The 14,665-nt window shown below is 54.4% G+C and carries 12 protein-coding genes; all 12 read right to left on the bottom strand.

The features are described from left to right. Window positions 1-510: 510 nt before the first annotated feature. The gene (locus tag EL628_RS02995; protein WP_126578315.1) at window positions 511-2,202 is read right to left on the bottom strand and encodes an NADH-quinone oxidoreductase subunit N; all 1,692 of its coding nucleotides are present in this window, start codon (window positions 2,200-2,202) and stop codon (window positions 511-513) included. Window positions 2,203-2,292: 90 nt separating this feature from the next. Further along, complete coding sequence (locus EL628_RS02990; RefSeq protein ID WP_126578314.1) at window positions 2,293-3,816, bottom strand: complex I subunit 4 family protein; 1,524 nt, start codon at window positions 3,814-3,816, stop codon at window positions 2,293-2,295. Between the two features lie 6 nt (window positions 3,817-3,822). Then, window positions 3,823-5,802, bottom strand: a complete 1,980-nt coding sequence (nuoL, locus tag EL628_RS02985) for an NADH-quinone oxidoreductase subunit L (RefSeq protein ID WP_126578313.1) — start codon at window positions 5,800-5,802, stop codon at window positions 3,823-3,825. Window positions 5,803-5,804: 2 nt separating this feature from the next. Continuing rightward, entirely contained in the window at window positions 5,805-6,104 is a 300-nt protein-coding gene (gene nuoK, locus EL628_RS02980; RefSeq protein ID WP_126578312.1) for an NADH-quinone oxidoreductase subunit NuoK, read from the bottom strand. Between the two features lie 55 nt (window positions 6,105-6,159). Then, a complete protein-coding gene (locus EL628_RS02975) occupies window positions 6,160-6,684 on the bottom strand; it encodes an NADH-quinone oxidoreductase subunit J family protein (protein ID WP_126578311.1) in 525 nt (174 codons plus the stop codon). Window positions 6,685-6,704: 20 nt separating this feature from the next. Further along, complete coding sequence (nuoI, locus tag EL628_RS02970; protein WP_126578310.1) at window positions 6,705-7,319, bottom strand: NADH-quinone oxidoreductase subunit NuoI; 615 nt, start codon at window positions 7,317-7,319, stop codon at window positions 6,705-6,707. A 41-nt stretch (window positions 7,320-7,360) separates the two neighbouring features. Then, a complete protein-coding gene (gene nuoH / locus EL628_RS02965; RefSeq protein ID WP_126578309.1) occupies window positions 7,361-8,599 on the bottom strand; it encodes an NADH-quinone oxidoreductase subunit NuoH in 1,239 nt (412 codons plus the stop codon). Then, window positions 8,592-10,745: an NADH-quinone oxidoreductase subunit NuoG gene (nuoG, locus tag EL628_RS02960; protein ID WP_161975234.1), complete on the bottom strand. Its 2,154-nt coding sequence runs from the start codon at window positions 10,743-10,745 to the stop codon at window positions 8,592-8,594. The genes nuoH and nuoG overlap by 8 nt, the downstream gene beginning before the upstream one ends. A gap of 16 nt (window positions 10,746-10,761) precedes the next feature. Beyond that, window positions 10,762-12,066 (bottom strand): NADH-quinone oxidoreductase subunit NuoF, encoded by a 1,305-nt coding sequence (gene nuoF, locus EL628_RS02955; protein ID WP_126578307.1) that lies wholly within the window; start codon window positions 12,064-12,066, stop codon window positions 10,762-10,764. 42 nt (window positions 12,067-12,108) lie between these two features. After that, a complete protein-coding gene (nuoE, locus tag EL628_RS02950) occupies window positions 12,109-12,621 on the bottom strand; it encodes an NADH-quinone oxidoreductase subunit NuoE (RefSeq protein WP_126578306.1) in 513 nt (170 codons plus the stop codon). Next, window positions 12,618-13,856 (bottom strand): NADH dehydrogenase (quinone) subunit D, encoded by a 1,239-nt coding sequence (gene nuoD, locus EL628_RS02945; RefSeq protein ID WP_126578305.1) that lies wholly within the window; start codon window positions 13,854-13,856, stop codon window positions 12,618-12,620. The genes nuoE and nuoD overlap by 4 nt, the downstream gene beginning before the upstream one ends. Next, window positions 13,853-14,554 (bottom strand): NADH-quinone oxidoreductase subunit C, encoded by a 702-nt coding sequence (locus tag EL628_RS02940; RefSeq protein ID WP_126578304.1) that lies wholly within the window; start codon window positions 14,552-14,554, stop codon window positions 13,853-13,855. Before EL628_RS02940 ends, nuoD begins: the two co-directional genes overlap by 4 nt. Window positions 14,555-14,665: the final 111 nt, after the last annotated feature.

Here is a 14,665-nt window from a genome sequence, read left to right as displayed (position 1 = left end):
TCTCCAGCAGAAATTGAGATCGAGGAAAGTTCCCTGAGATCTGTCATATGAAGGCGGGCCCTGCAACATTTGCAATATATTCGCAAATGTTGCAGGGCCCGCCTTCATATGAGAGTCGCCGTTCTTCCAGGGGATCGGTCTCATACAATAAATTGCACCTTACGAGCGATTTATCGCATAATCGGGTAGGGCCCATCATTTATGATGGCCGCCGTGACCCACTCCACCTTGCTCCCACCCTCATACAATATATTACACCTCATCGTCGATTTATCGTATAAACCCATCATTTTCAATGATTGACGTGGTACGCGGCCATCATAAATGATGGGCCCTACCCTCTCGTGCAATAAATTGCACCTTTATACGCGATTTATCGTATAATCGGGTAGGGCCCATCATTTATGATGGCCGCCGTGACCCACTCCACCTTGCTCCCACCCTCATGAAAGATTATCTCCATCTGGCACAATCTGCCGATCGTGCCAGACCGCAATGGTCCACCAGGGTCTACTTGAACAAGAGCTGTGCAGCCTGTTGCAAGCTGCTGAACCAGAGAGCAAGAACGATCCCGGCCGTCAGGGTCCCCAATGCTGCCAGGCCCAGACCCAGCCAGGTAAAGCCTACCAGTTTGCCAGCCGGAGTCTCAACGACAACTTTTTCGCCAGCAGGATTCGTTGCAACGACTTTAGTCTCGGCTGGTCTCTCGGCTACTGCGGTAGCGCTGGTAGTGCCGCGAGAAGTTCTCGTTGGCAATGGGGCCGGTACGCTGATACGAGCGAGCTCGCCACTCTCAACGACATCCCCAGGTTCCATGAACATGGTCGCGGTAAAACGCAGATAATAGTAGATGCCCAGGATGCTGGCGACAATGCCAATGATCAGCAGTTCGGGATGACCTCCCACCAGGGCGGTGTAGAAGATATAGTATTTCCCCCAGAAGCCAGCCATTGGCGGAAAACCAGCCAGCGAGAGCAGGAAGAAGGCCAGCAGTCCCGCCAGCACAGGTCGGCGATACCAGAGACCACGCAGTTCGTCAGCTTCATAGCCAGAGTTGTCCAGCCGCTCTAAGACGGAGATGACACCAAAGGCTCCAATGTTCATAAAGAGATAGCTGGCAAGGTAAAGCAGGATGGCCGTGGCTCCCTGCGTTCCTCCGACAACTACACCGATGAGCAAGTAGCCACCATGAGCGATACTGGAGTAGGCCAGCATGCGCTTGATATTACTCTGGGCCAGGGCCATCAGGTTTCCGGCGATGATGGTCAGAATCGAGAGCGCTTCAATGACGGGCATCCAATCACTCTGAATCGGCAGCAGGACAAAACCAAAGATGCGCACAAAGGCGATCAGTGCCGCAACCTTGGTTCCAACCGACATGAAGGCGGTGACTGGAGCTGGTGCGCCTTGATAGACGTCGGGCGTCCAGGCCTGGAATGGAACGGCTGAGACTTTGAAGGCAAAGCCCACGGAGAGAAGCCCCAGCGCGACCAGCAGCAGAACTGGTGTTGGACTGGAGGTAAGAGTCACAATATAATGCGTATGGTTGTCCTGAACAAACTTTGTCACAAACTGCGAGACACCATTGAAGGTTGTACTCCCGGTTGCAGCATAGATCAAGGCAATACCATAAAGCAGGAACGCAGAGGCAAATGAGCTCAGCAGGAAGTATTTCATACCTGCTTCCTGCGATGCTTTGCGCTGCTCAATAAAACTACAGAGAATATACAGGGCCAGAGAGAACATCTCCAGTCCAATAAAGACGGTCAGGAAGCTGGTTGATCCGGCCAGCAACATCATGCCCAGGATGGCGAAGAGCAGCAGCGCATAATATTCGCCCTGATGCACAACACCCAGGCGCTTCAGATAAGCTGGCGAGAGCAGAATGCCCAGCAGGCCCGCGCTCAGGATAATCAGATAGGCGACCAGCGTGCCTGAGTCAGCACTGATCATATGATTAAAGACCTGCTTCTGTGGACCATACGCAAACAGGATGCTTGTGGCAACAATCGCTCCAACAACACCGAGCAGAGCCACAATGGGCAGAACGGCAAAGTTGGCCGGACCGGTATGCTTTGAGCGTGCTCCAGCGTGCGGCAAGAGCAGATCGACCAGCATAACCACCAGGGCCAGCACAGCCAGCACCACCAGCGGTGCGACCCCCGCCCAATCCCCAGGCTGGACTTGATATGTAAATGTCATAATACAATACCTCTATTGCAACAGCCTCTAATGCTCAATCAAGTGAGCTCACTCAGCATGTACATCTATGCATTCACTCATTGACCGAGCTTAGCGAATAAATGCATTGCCCAGTGTGGCCAGTAGATTGGGCACCGATTGTTCCAGGACCCAGATCAATGGTGCAGGTAGCACGCCAAACACAAAGATTAATGCCAGCAGAGGCGCAACAGTCCAGAATTCGCCGAAGCTAATATCTTTAAAGGTGCCCTTGCGCAGACTATTTCCGACGACTCCCTCGGTCTGCCGCGGCCCCGACATGATGGTCAGGAAGAAGCGCAACATATACCAGGCAGCCGGTACGACGACGATGGTTCCAAGCACGCCATAGGCGATGTTGGTGCGGAAGACACCCAGCAAGGTGATGAACTCGCCCGCAAAGCTATTCAGACCAGGTAATCCCAACGATGAAAGGGCGGCAATGAGCATGACCGTTGCCAACCAGGGAGCCCGGCTTGCCAGTCCGCCAAATTCGTTGATGCGACGCGTTCCCGTTCTCTGCTCGAGATAACCAACCAGCAAGAAGAGAGCGGCGATGGTGATACCATGGTTGACCATCTGGAGGACCGAACCCTCGACGCCCTGGCTGGTAAATGAGAACATACCCAGCATGACTACGCCCAGATGGCTGATACTCGAGTATCCCAGCAGACGCTTGAGGTCGGTCTGGACCAGGGCCATCAAGGCACAGTAGAGAATACCCACAAGTGCCAGAATGCTAAAGACTGGAGCAAGCGTCTGAGCTGCCTGTGGGAAGAGAGGAATACAGAGACGCAGGAAGCCATAGGCTCCGGTTTTGGACATGGCTCCTGCCAGCAGGGCAGTCACGGCAGCCGGGGCCTCGCTATAGGCATCCGGTAACCAGCTATGGAAAGGGACAAAGGGAACTTTGACTGCAAAGGCGGCAGCGAAGGCCAGGAAGAGCCAGATCTGGACGGTAGGGTCCAGGGTTTTCGCTGTTGTCAGCAATGCGTTGATATCCAGCGTATAACTTCCGGTCGCCTGCTGATGATAATAGCCCAGCGCGATGATGCCAGCCAGCATTAAGAAGCTACCAACCGAGGTATAGATGACGAATTTAAAGGCGGCATAGATGCGGCGCGGACCACCCCATGAGCCCAGCAAGAAGTAGGCTGGAATCAGCATCACTTCCCAGAAGATATAGAACAGGAACAGGTTCGAGGACAGGAAGACGCCCAGCATTCCACTCTCGAACAGGAGCATAAAGGCCATGTAATTCTTGACCTTGCGCTCATTGCCGAACGAGGCCGCGATACAGATGGCGGTCAACAAGGTGGTCAATACGACCAGCAGCAGACTCACGCCATCGATATCCAGGCTATAGTTGATGCCTAAAGAGCTGATCCAGGTGATATTTTCGCGAAACTGCGACGAGCTAAAAATGCTGATCGTGGATTCAACATAGAGCAGTGCGAGAACAAGCGACAGGATCAGTTCAATCGCAGCGACTCCCAGAGCTGCCCAGCGGATTAATGGCCCGCGATCTTTGGGCAAGAAGAGGAGCGCAATTCCTCCCAACAGCGGAAGGAAGATGAGACTAGAGAGATAAAACATGACCTTCTATCCCCTCACCGCGTAATAAACGATAATCAACACGACTCCCACAAGAATACCGAGCGCATAATTACGCATATAGCCCGTCTGGAGTCTGCGCAGTCCGGAACCGATCCCTGCAAAGATCTGAGCAATCCCACGGCTTCCACCATCCAGCGCATTCCCCTCCAGAAAACGGCTCAGGCCACGTCCAAGCGCCAGTAATGGCTTGATCAGCACAACCGTAAGGATCTCATCAACATAATATTTGTTGAGCACCAGTTGATAGAGAGCGCTCTTATTCTCTTTATAGACAAAGCCCTGTCCATAGAGCGTCCAGGCACCAGCGATACCAGCAGCGGCCAGCAGCAGGCTCAGACCTGTAGAGAGCCACTCAACGCCGACTGAAGCCTCGGGCGTATGAACTCCTGCAAAGACCGGACTCAAGAAATTTGCCAGGGGCGAAAGATTGGGTGCGCCAAAGAGGGCATAGGAACCAATAAAGCCACCAACAATCGAGAGGAGAGCCAGAATGATCAGAGGGAGAGACATCACAGGTGGAACCTCTTCGATCTCATAATAGCTCACCGCATGGGTATGATGACCGGCTCCTGCCTCCTCTACGATCTGATCTTCCTCATCATGAGCAGTCGCAACCGGTTCGCCACGATACTGTCCACGGAAGATGCCAAAGAAGAGCCGGAACATGTAGAAGGCCGTCAGACCTGCCGTCAAGAGACCAGCAATCCAGAGCAGATAGAAGCCAGTATTCCCGGTCGCATTCGCCTGGGCCAGCAGGGCACTCAGAATCTCGTCTTTGCTCCAGAAACCAGCGAAAGGAGGAATACCGCTAATCGCCAGTGCAGCGATCAAGAAGGTCCAGGCCGTAATCCGAATACGCCCCCAGAGCCCTCCCATCTTGCGCATATCCTGCTCACCACCCAGCGCATGGATCACAGCGCCAGCACCCAGGAAGAGCAGAGCCTTAAAGAAAGCATGTGTGACCAGATGGAAGATACCAGCGGTATAGTTGTGCACACCCTCAGCCATAAACATATAGCCTAACTGGCTGATCGTCGAATAGGCCAGCACGCGCTTGATATCGAGCTGGAAGATCGCAATCGTCGCCGCAAAGAGCGCCGTTGCCCCACCGATTCCCGCCACCACATTGAGTGCGGCTGGCGCCTGCTCAAACAGAGGATGGGCACGAGCTACCAGATAGACGCCCGCCGTGACCATCGTCGCCGCATGGATCAGCGCACTCACGGGAGTTGGGCCCTCCATTGCATCCGGCAGCCACATGTACAGCGGAAGCTGAGCAGATTTGGCTGCACAGGCTACAAAGAGCAAGAGCGTAATCGCAGTTGCCGTACCGGTCGCAATCGTTCCATTCGAGCCCAGAACCGATGCATAGTCCAGATGACCATAAGTCGTAAAGATCAGGAAGATCGCAAGCATCAGACCAAAGTCACCAATCACATTAATGACAAAGGCCTTCTGAGCCGCAGCAATCGCCGAGCGGCGCTGATACCAGAAACCGATCAGCAGGAACGAGGCCAGACCAACCAGCCCCCAGCCGACCAGCAGGAAGAGGAAGCTATTGGCCGAGACCAGCAGCACCATTGCAAAGATAAAGAAGTTCAGGTAGGCAAAGAAGCGCCAGAAGCTCACATCGTCCGCCATATAGCCGGCTGAATAGATATGAATCAGCAGACCAACGCCAGTCACAACCAGCAGCATCGTCGCCGAAAGCGGGTCCAGATACTGACCAAAGCTAATCTGAAGCGAGCCCGAAGCGGCCCAGGTAAAGAGCGATTGATCGCTCACCTTCGCACCCGTCGCCCCCAGAACCGAGAAAAAGTTGACCAGAGCAAACAGGAAGGCCAGACCGCAGGCACCCCAGCCAACCGTCAGAATGGCAGTGCGTGGTAAGAACCTGCCCGTCAAGCCCAGGATTAGAAATCCGAGCAGCGGGAGCAGGAGCACCCATAGGCTTAGATTTGTCATAGCTAGCCTCGCAGTATATTCATATCGTCAACATCGATAGCATGGCGGGTGCGGAAGATGGAGACGATGAGAGCCAGGCCAACAACAACCTCAGCAGCGGCAACCGTTAGCACTAAAAAGACAAACATCTGTCCATCCGCGGAATCCAGGAAGTGAGATAAAGCCACGAACGAAAGATTGACGGCATTGAGCATCAATTCAATCGACATAAAGATAATCAGCGGGTTGCGTCTGATCAGCACACCGACGACGCCGATGGTGAACAGGATCGCGCTCATAATCAGATACGCTGATAACGACATTGTTTCCTCCACAGATCTGTACCATCTGTACCATCAGAAATGACACACACGCCGTCTATGAGCGGCGTCCAAAGACCAGCGCGCCCAGAATGGCGATAATAATGAGCAGGCTCGTGACCTCAAACGGGAACAGGTAGCCATGAAACAGGGCATTGCCAAAGGCCTCTGTGCTCAATGCACCGTTCTGTGAGGCCCGCGACAGACTCTCCGCCGCCGAAGCATGCAGACCAGTGACCTGGGCACCGGTAAAGATCAGATAGCTCAGCGCTCCTACAAGGACCAGACCCAGAACACCGCCAGCAATTTTCTGCCAGCCCAGGCGATCCGGCGTGTTGGTCTGATCGGGCGCAAGCATCGTGACCACAAAGAGGAAGAGGACCATGATCGCACCTGCATAGATCAAGACCTGGACAATGGCAATAAACATCGCCTGCAAGAGAGCATAGAACAGGGCCACAAAGAGCAGCGTCATGATCAGACTAAGTGCACTATACACAGCATTCTTAAAGGTGATCACACCTAGAGCTGCAATCGTGCTGGCGACGGCCAGCACGAAAAACGAGACGATTTCAGGCGTCATAAGACTTCGTTCCTCTTTAACTACAGCTTTCTTCGATCCTCGTCCTGCTCGGCGTTGATCAGCAGGTTGGGACGCTCTGTTGGCAGATTGCCCAGCCCTACGGCTGCGGCGCTGGCCTGAGAGCCATCAAACAACTGGCTGGACTGGGGCACCGGTTGCGCAGCTTCGCTCGGGGGCTGTTCGGCCCAGACGTCGTTCGAGCCGGTGGTCGACTGACCCGCTGGCTCTAGGAGCTGCTCTTTGTGATAGACCATCTCATCAGCATAGAAAGAGGCCAGTTTGTATTCTTGCTCCAGAGTAATCGCTCCAGTTGGGCAAGCTGCCTGGCAGTAACCACAGAAGATGCAGCGCAGCATATTCACATCAAAGACGCGAGCATGGCGCTCGCCAGCAGAGACGCGCTTCTCTTCAGTATTCTCTTCAGCCTCAATATAGATGGCATCAGCCGGACAGGCACCAGCACAGAGATAGCAGCCCACGCAGCGCTCTAAACCATTCTCATAACGGTGCAGGACGTGGCGACCACGGAAGCGAGCTGGCAGCTCGCGCTCTTCCTCTGGATACGAGATGGTTGTAGGCTTCCGGCCAACGTTCTTAATGGTCGTTGCCATACCTTTGATAATATCAAAAGACATTATGAACTCCTTAGTTCGTTCAACACCACAATCTTCGCTCGTTAGACCTGGACTGCCTCTGTCTGCTCGCTCGTGTCCCTGGGCTCGATGGCCGGGACGGGTTTCTCGTATTTCACCAGGCGAACAGAGGTCGGTAGGACTTTATTGTTCTTTGTATCTACATAACGCGTGCCTTGCAGAATGCTCTGACGGCGCAGGATAAAGAACATGCCAATCACAACTGCCAGGCCCGCGATCCCACTCACCCACCAGGGCCAGTTGAGCGCGACACAGAAGGCGGTAATGACAATGTTTAAGACGGCCAGTGGCAGCAGGGTCTCCCAGCCAAAGCGCATCAAGCGATCATAGCGGATACGGGGCAGGGTGGCGCGCAGCCAGATAAAGCAGAAGAGGAAGAACGCAACTTTGATGGCGTAGATGACAATCGACACACCAGGAATATGATCGGTCAGGCCAAAGAAGCTCCAACCACCCAGGAAGAAGGTTGCAGCAATCGAGCTCACTGTCATCATATTGATATACTCGGCCATCTGATAGATGCTCCAGCGCAGGCCGCTATATTCGGTCAGGTAGCCTGCGGTGAGCTCTTGTTCGGCCTCGGGGAGATCAAATGGTGCGCGGTTGACCTCAGCGACGCCAGCGATGATGTAGATAAAGAAGCCCAGCGGCTGTGCGACGATATACCAGATGCCCATGGAGACCTGGCTGTGAATGATATTGACCATGCTCAACGAGCCCGCCCACATGATCGTTCCACCCAGTGCCAGTCCCAGACTGGTCTCATAGGAGACCATCTGGGCCGCGCTACGCAGAGCGCCCAGAAGCGAGTAGCGGTTACCCGATGACCAGCCGCCCAGCACGATACCATAGACGGCCAGGGATGAGATGGCGAGAATCCAGAGAATACCTACGTTCAGGTCGCCGATAAAGGGGTCCCAGACGCTCGGTTTCGCAGGATCGCCGCTCCAGTTATTGCCCAGGGGAACGACGGCAAAGGCACAGATTGCGACGACCACTGACAGGGTCGGAGCCAGAACATAGATGGCTTTTTTGGCCTGATTGGGGACGATCTGTTCTTTAAAGGCCATCTTAATACCATCGGCAACGGGTTGCAGCAGTCCCAATGGGCCCGCACGATTGGGCCCGATACGGCCCTGGATGCGAGCGACGACGACGCGCTCGATCAGCGTCATATATGCAAAGACGGTCAGCAAGATCACGATCAGGATCGCGCTTTTGATGACGGCTGCAACAATCGGATTATTTAAGAACTCAAGCACGAGCTACCTCCTGCTCTTGTGTGCGCACACTCTGTTCGGCCAGATCCTCCCAGGTGAGACCAGTATAGAAGGGGTTGCTCTCGGCAATCTCCAGCAGGATCTCGCGTGGGCTATCATAGCTCCAGTCCTGACCCAGATAGTTGGCGAGGGAGACGAGGATCTCCCAATCAGCCTGAGCTCCGGGCAGTGGACGAAGGGCGGGACGAATGGCCTGCACATGGTGATCGACGTTGGTCATTGTGCCTTCTTTTTCAGCAAAGGTGACGGCTGGCAGCACGACATCGGCCTGCTGAGCTGTCTCGTTGAGCAGAATATCCTGCACGATCAGTAGCTCTAAGCCGGTGGGCAGGGCCCGATGACGGGCAGGATTGGCTCCCATGACGTAGAGCGCCTTGATCTGTGAGCTGCTCAGAATCTCGTCATAGCTCAGTCCGATCTGATCGCTAACTTGATAGCCTGGCAGGGCATCGGGAAGCACTCCCATATCGCGGGCTCCAAGTGAGTTGGCATCCTCGAAGAGCGGTCCAACGCCTGCTCCAGGGCGGCCAATCTGATTGGTAATAACGGCCAGCGCTTGCAGGTCTGCGGCTAAATCTTCACAGCCGGGCTCCAGGGTTGCCATCTCATCATACAGAATGATAGCTCCACGAGCCCCGGCAATCTCATCGGAGAGTGCGGCCAGTTGATTGGTGAGCCGGGCTCCAAAGAGATCCTCGGCGGCCCGAATGATCTGCTCTTCACGCTGAATGGTGCTGCGTACGTCCTCGTAACCGCTGAGATTTAAGGACTGATTCTGTACCGCCTGCTTGAGTAAGATCTTCGCGACCCCACCTGCACCCTGAGCTGGAATGGTCAGCTTGAGAGTGGAGAGCCGATCCAGTTCGGTGGCCTCAGCATTGATGACATAGATCTTCGCCCCTTTCTTCAGCGCCTTTTTGATGCGCAGATTCAAGATAGGCTGGCGCTGATAGGGATCGGAGGCGATCAGGACGATATGCGATGCCTTCTCGATCTCTTCGATGCTACTGGTCATCATCCAGGGCTTGCCGGTCAGGCGATCGCGAGCTCCAGCGAACCGGCCATGATGGTGATCGATATTGGCTGTACCAACGACCTGGCGCAGTAGCTTCTGGAACAGATAGGCTTCCTCGTTAGTGGTGCGGGTTGAACCGATACCAGCCACTGCCTGGGCTCCATGCTGAGCCGTGATCTCTTTCAGGCGGCTAGCAATATAGGTCAGAGCCTCAGTCCAGGATGTAGGAACCAGTTGACCATTGCGGCGGACAAGAGGAGTGCGCAGGCGATTGGGGCTATTCACAAAGTCGAACTCCCAGCGACCGCGATTACACAGCCAGCCATCATCGATTTCGTTGTTGTTACGGGACATCAGGCGCATGATCTTGTCCACGCGCGAATCGATGCGCGCATTGCAGCCAACGCTACAATTATTGCAGATACCAGGTGTATGCTTCAGTTCCCAGGGACGCGCCTTAAAACGATAGCTTGAGGCCGTTAGAGCACCCACCGGGCAGATCTCGACGGTATTGCCCGAGAAGTTGGAATCAAAGGCCTGACCAGGATTTGTGCCGACCTCCATGCGATAGCCGCGTGAGATCATCACCAGTCCATTATCCATCGAGATATCCGAGCTAAAACGTGTACAACGCTGGCAGAGAATACAGCGCTCACGATCCAACCGAACATCCTCGCTGATCGGGATAGGCTTTTGATAATGGCGCTTTTTAAGATCAAAGCGTGTATTGCCGGGGCCATGGCGCAGCGTAAAATCCTGGAGATCGCACTCACCAGCCTTATCGCAGATCGGGCAATCCAGCGGGTGATTGATCAACAGAAATTCCAGAGTCCCCTTACGGGCCTTCCGAACTTTCTCATTCTTCGTATGCACAACCATGCCTTCGGCCACAGGCGTCGTACAGGAGGTCTGTGGAGGCTTGGGCATCTTCTCAATCTCCACAAAACACATGCGACAGGCACCCAGGGGGTCCATCTTAGGATGATAGCAGTAGACCGGAATCTCAATTCCAGCCTCTTTAGCCGCAGCCCAGACCAGCGTACCCGGCGGCACCGCAACAGGGATATCATCAATTGTCAGATGGACAAGTTCGTCTTTTTTCTCTTCTGGCATTTCAACTTCCTCTGTTCTAGCGTGCAGCCGCCTGTGGTAACACATTGAGCGTGCGAGACTGGGCCGAATCGTAGCCTGGCACCAGAGCCTCATACTCAGCGCGGAACAACTTCACGCTGCTGACCACACAGCTGGTCGCGGCATCCCCCAGGGGGCAGAAAGACTTTCCACTCAGGTTATCGCAGATATCCAGCAACAGATCCAGATCGCGAGCCTTGCCATGACCATGGACCAGGCGCTCAAGGATCTCCGTTAACCAGAACGTCCCTTCGCGGCAGGGAGTGCACTTGCCGCAGGACTCATCGCGATAGAACTCGGACATACGCGCCACCGCCGCCGGGATCGAAGTATCCTCATCCAGAACAATCACTCCGGCAGAACCGAGCATAGAGCCAGCAGCAGCGATCTCCTCAAAGGCCATAGGCGTATCCAGCTTATCAGCGGTGAGAATGGGCGTTGAAGAACCTCCAGGGATAATCGCCTTTACTTTTTTATCGCCCAGGATGCCATTGCCAAACTGAGGATCATAGATCAATGTCCGCATAGGGATACCAAGCGGGGCCTCATAGATACCAGGATTTTTGACATGGCCGCTCAGACAATAGATGCGCGTCCCTTTGCTCTTCTCAGTCCCATAGCTCGTAAAGCGATCTATCCCCTGCTCCAGCATCGGGGGAATAGTACAGAGCGTCTCGCAGTTATTAATGACAGTGGGGCCACCATAGACGCCAACCGCAGCAGGAAAAGGCGGCTTCAAGCGTGGATAGCCACGGCGACCCTCGAGAGACTCCATCAAAGCACTCTCTTCGCCGCAGATATACGCGCCAGCACCACGATGGACAATCACATCCAGACTATAGTTGGACCCTAGAATATTCTGACCAATCAGGCCAGCAGCATAAGCCTCTTCCACAGCCTTCTCGACCTGGCTGGCAGCATAGGCCAATTCGCCGCGCACATAGATAAAGGCAGTATGTACATTGCAGGCATAGCTCGTAATAATCACGCCTTCAACCAGGCGATGGGGAATCTTCTCCATCAACTGGCGATCTTTACAGGTACCGGGCTCGCTCTCATCACAATTGCAGCAGAGATAACGAGGTTTATCGTTCTTGGCCAGGAAGCTCCATTTAAGGCCAGTAGGAAAGCCAGCGCCGCCGCGACCACGCAGACCCGACTGCTTCATCGCCTCTACCAGAGTATCAGGCTGATAGTCATTCAGAGCCTTTGCCAGCGCCACATAGCCACCATGTTGACGATAAACATCCAGCGCATCTATACCAGGGACATCCATATCCTTTGTTACAAATAATTCTGGCATATGTATAATTCCTTTGTAGGGCATTCAGAAACGTCATAGCCGTTAGCGGCGTACCTCTGATCTGGCAGTAGTGGGCGTATTGCTTAATTCGCGATCCAGCTCATCAATCAACGCGTCGGCCTTCTCCAGAGAGACATTCTCAACGAATTCATCGTTCACCTGCAAGACAGGTGCAGTGCTACAGGACGCAAGACATTCAGCCGTCATCAGCGTATACTTACCATCGGGGGTCGTCTCCCCGCGCTTCACGCCCAGGCGCTGCTCCAGGTGTCCGATGAGTGAATCGCAGCCGCGCAGATAGCACGAGATGCTATTGCAGACCTTAATGACCTTCTCACCGTGAGGCTGCTGGTAGTACATAGTGTAGAATGTCGAGACGCTCTCGACATCAGCGGGAGTCAGATTGAGCAGCTCGGCTACGGTTCGTATTCCCTCAGCAGTGACATAGCTCTCCTCGGCCTGCACAATATGCAGAGCGGGGAGTAGAGCCGAACGAGGAGCTGGATAGCGAGCCGCAATATCGCGAATACGCTGTTTTGCTTCTTCAGAAATCATCGGTCAACCTCTCCTAACACGATATCAATGCTACCAATGCCAGCAACCACATCGGAGAGGAAGCCACCCTCGATCATGCGAGGCAGAACCTGCAAATTTGCGAAGGATGCGCCGCGAACATGCATACGATAGGGTTTAGCGCTCCCATCGCTCACAATGTAGAAGGCCAGCTCGCCCTTTGGCGACTCCGTCCGCACAAACACCTCGCCCTTAGGAGCGCGATAGCCCTCCGTAAACAGCTTGAAGTGGTGAATCAATGCCTCCATGCTGCCAGTAATCTGCCATTTGGGCGGAGGCGTCAGTTTGGGATCATTTACGCGATGGGGTCCCGTGGGGAGCCCTTCCAATGCCTGATTGATAATCTTCAGACTCTCTTCCATCTCCAGCATGCGGACCAGATAGCGATCATAGACATCGCCATTGGAGCCAACCGGAATATCGAAGTCGAAATCCTCATAGCTGGAATAAGGGTAGATCTTACGGGTATCCCAGACCACCCCACTACCGCGCAGGACGGGACCGGTGGCCCCATAGGCAAAGGCCGTCTCCTTTGATAGGACGCTTACCCCTTTCGTGCGCTCCAGCCAGAGCTGATTGTTGGTCAGGAGATCATGATATTCTTGCAGGCGAGCTGGGAACTCTTTCGTAAAGGCACGAACCTTCGCCTCAAAGCCTGGAGGGAGATCGGCCTGGAGCCCGCCGGGGCAGATATAACTGGTCATCATCCGAACGCCAGAGATATGCTCAAAGATATCCAGGATCATCTCGCGCTCGCGGAAACAATAGAGAAACATACTCATCGCGCCCAGATCGAGCCCGCTCGTCCCCAACCAGACCAGATGGCTGGCGATACGTTGCAGTTCAGCCAGGAGCACACGGGTATACTGGATCTTCTTATTGATCTGATCATCGATTCCCAACAGGCGCTCAACCGCCAGCGAATAGGCCAGATTATTATTGAGCGGTGTCAGATAATCCATGCGGTCGGTCAGGACCAGGGCCTGATGATAGGTCTTCGCTTCGGCGGTCTTCTCAATACCAGTATGGAGGAAACCGATATCAGGGACAGCTTTGAGCACCGTCTCACCCTCGATCGTCAGCAAGAGACGAAGCACGCCATGGGTGCTTGGATGTTGTGGGCCCATATTGATCGTCATGGTATCGGAGCGGACACCATCGACCAGCTGCTGATTCTCCTCGAAGGTAAAGCGATTCTGAACTTCTGGCTGTTTCATGCTTTATCCTTTTTCTTGCCTCGCTTGCCATTAGACGAGGGGGGCGCTTGAACGGCGCTCTCGCTGGCTGGTGTTGCGAGTGTACCGGGCTCTTGCTCGAGATTGACGGCGCTGCGGCTCTCATTGAGCTCGCGACCGCCGGCTGTACGTAACGTCTGCTGATAATACTGACTCTCCACACCGGGGTCGTCCGTGTAGGGAACCTGGCCGCCCCAGTGAGGTTCGGGTAGATCAAAACCCGAGAGAGGATAATCCTTGCGCAAGGGATGGGTCGTCCAATCGGCAGGCATTAACAAGCGGCGGAGATCAGGATGGCCCGTAAACGTAATGCCGAACAGATCAAAGACCTCTCGCTCATACCAGTTAGCCCCCGGCCAGATGCTTGTTACGCTGGGGACCGCTGGATGCTCTTCGCGCCGCTGCCCAACGCGGACCTTCAAGCGTACAAACGACTGATGAGGGATAGAAAGGAGCTGATAGACCACATCAAACCGTGGCGTCCGTTCAGGCCAGTCAACTGCGGTCAACGTCTCCAGAACAGTATATTGGAGCGACTCTTTAAGATATGAGCAGACCTCGGAGAGAGCGGAAGGCTCGAGGACAAGGGTCTGTTCGCCGCGAAACTCGACTGCTTCAACGATCGCCTGTGGAAACTTATTCCGTACGGCTTCGACCGTCGATGCTGCTGTTATGACCATAACTCTTTCTACATTCCTTTATGTGATTTCGGGTAGCACACCGACCTCATTGTTGGATGCTACGAGCAAGAGCGAAGACTGGGAGGTTACATAGCTCGAAATCGCCCTTGC

Source organism: Tengunoibacter tsumagoiensis, assembly GCF_003967535.1.
In the GTDB taxonomy this organism is placed as follows: domain Bacteria; phylum Chloroflexota; class Ktedonobacteria; order Ktedonobacterales; family Ktedonobacteraceae; genus Tengunoibacter; species Tengunoibacter tsumagoiensis.
The sequence above is the reverse complement of the archived record's forward strand: the minus strand, read 5'-3'. Positions and strand labels throughout refer to the sequence as shown.

Excerpts from the sequence above, each read along its gene's own strand:
- nuoD (WP_126578305.1), bottom strand. The coding sequence starts at position 13,856 with ATGAAACAGCCAGAAGTTCAGAATCGCTTTACCTTCGAGGAGAATCAG.
- nuoI (WP_126578310.1), bottom strand. The coding sequence starts at position 7,319 with ATGTCTTTTGATATTATCAAAGGTATGGCAACGACCATTAAGAACGTT.
- EL628_RS02975 (WP_126578311.1), bottom strand. The coding sequence starts at position 6,684 with ATGACGCCTGAAATCGTCTCGTTTTTCGTGCTGGCCGTCGCCAGCACG.
- EL628_RS02995 (WP_126578315.1), bottom strand. The coding sequence starts at position 2,202 with ATGACATTTACATATCAAGTCCAGCCTGGGGATTGGGCGGGGGTCGCA.
- nuoE (WP_126578306.1), bottom strand. The coding sequence starts at position 12,621 with ATGATTTCTGAAGAAGCAAAACAGCGTATTCGCGATATTGCGGCTCGC.
- nuoF (WP_126578307.1), bottom strand. The coding sequence starts at position 12,066 with ATGCCAGAATTATTTGTAACAAAGGATATGGATGTCCCTGGTATAGAT.
- nuoL (WP_126578313.1), bottom strand. The coding sequence starts at position 5,802 with ATGACAAATCTAAGCCTATGGGTGCTCCTGCTCCCGCTGCTCGGATTT.
- EL628_RS02940 (WP_126578304.1), bottom strand. The coding sequence starts at position 14,554 with ATGGTCATAACAGCAGCATCGACGGTCGAAGCCGTACGGAATAAGTTT.
- nuoK (WP_126578312.1), bottom strand. The coding sequence starts at position 6,104 with ATGTCGTTATCAGCGTATCTGATTATGAGCGCGATCCTGTTCACCATC.
- nuoG (WP_161975234.1), bottom strand. The coding sequence starts at position 10,745 with ATGCCAGAAGAGAAAAAAGACGAACTTGTCCATCTGACAATTGATGAT.
- EL628_RS02990 (WP_126578314.1), bottom strand. The coding sequence starts at position 3,816 with ATGTTTTATCTCTCTAGTCTCATCTTCCTTCCGCTGTTGGGAGGAATT.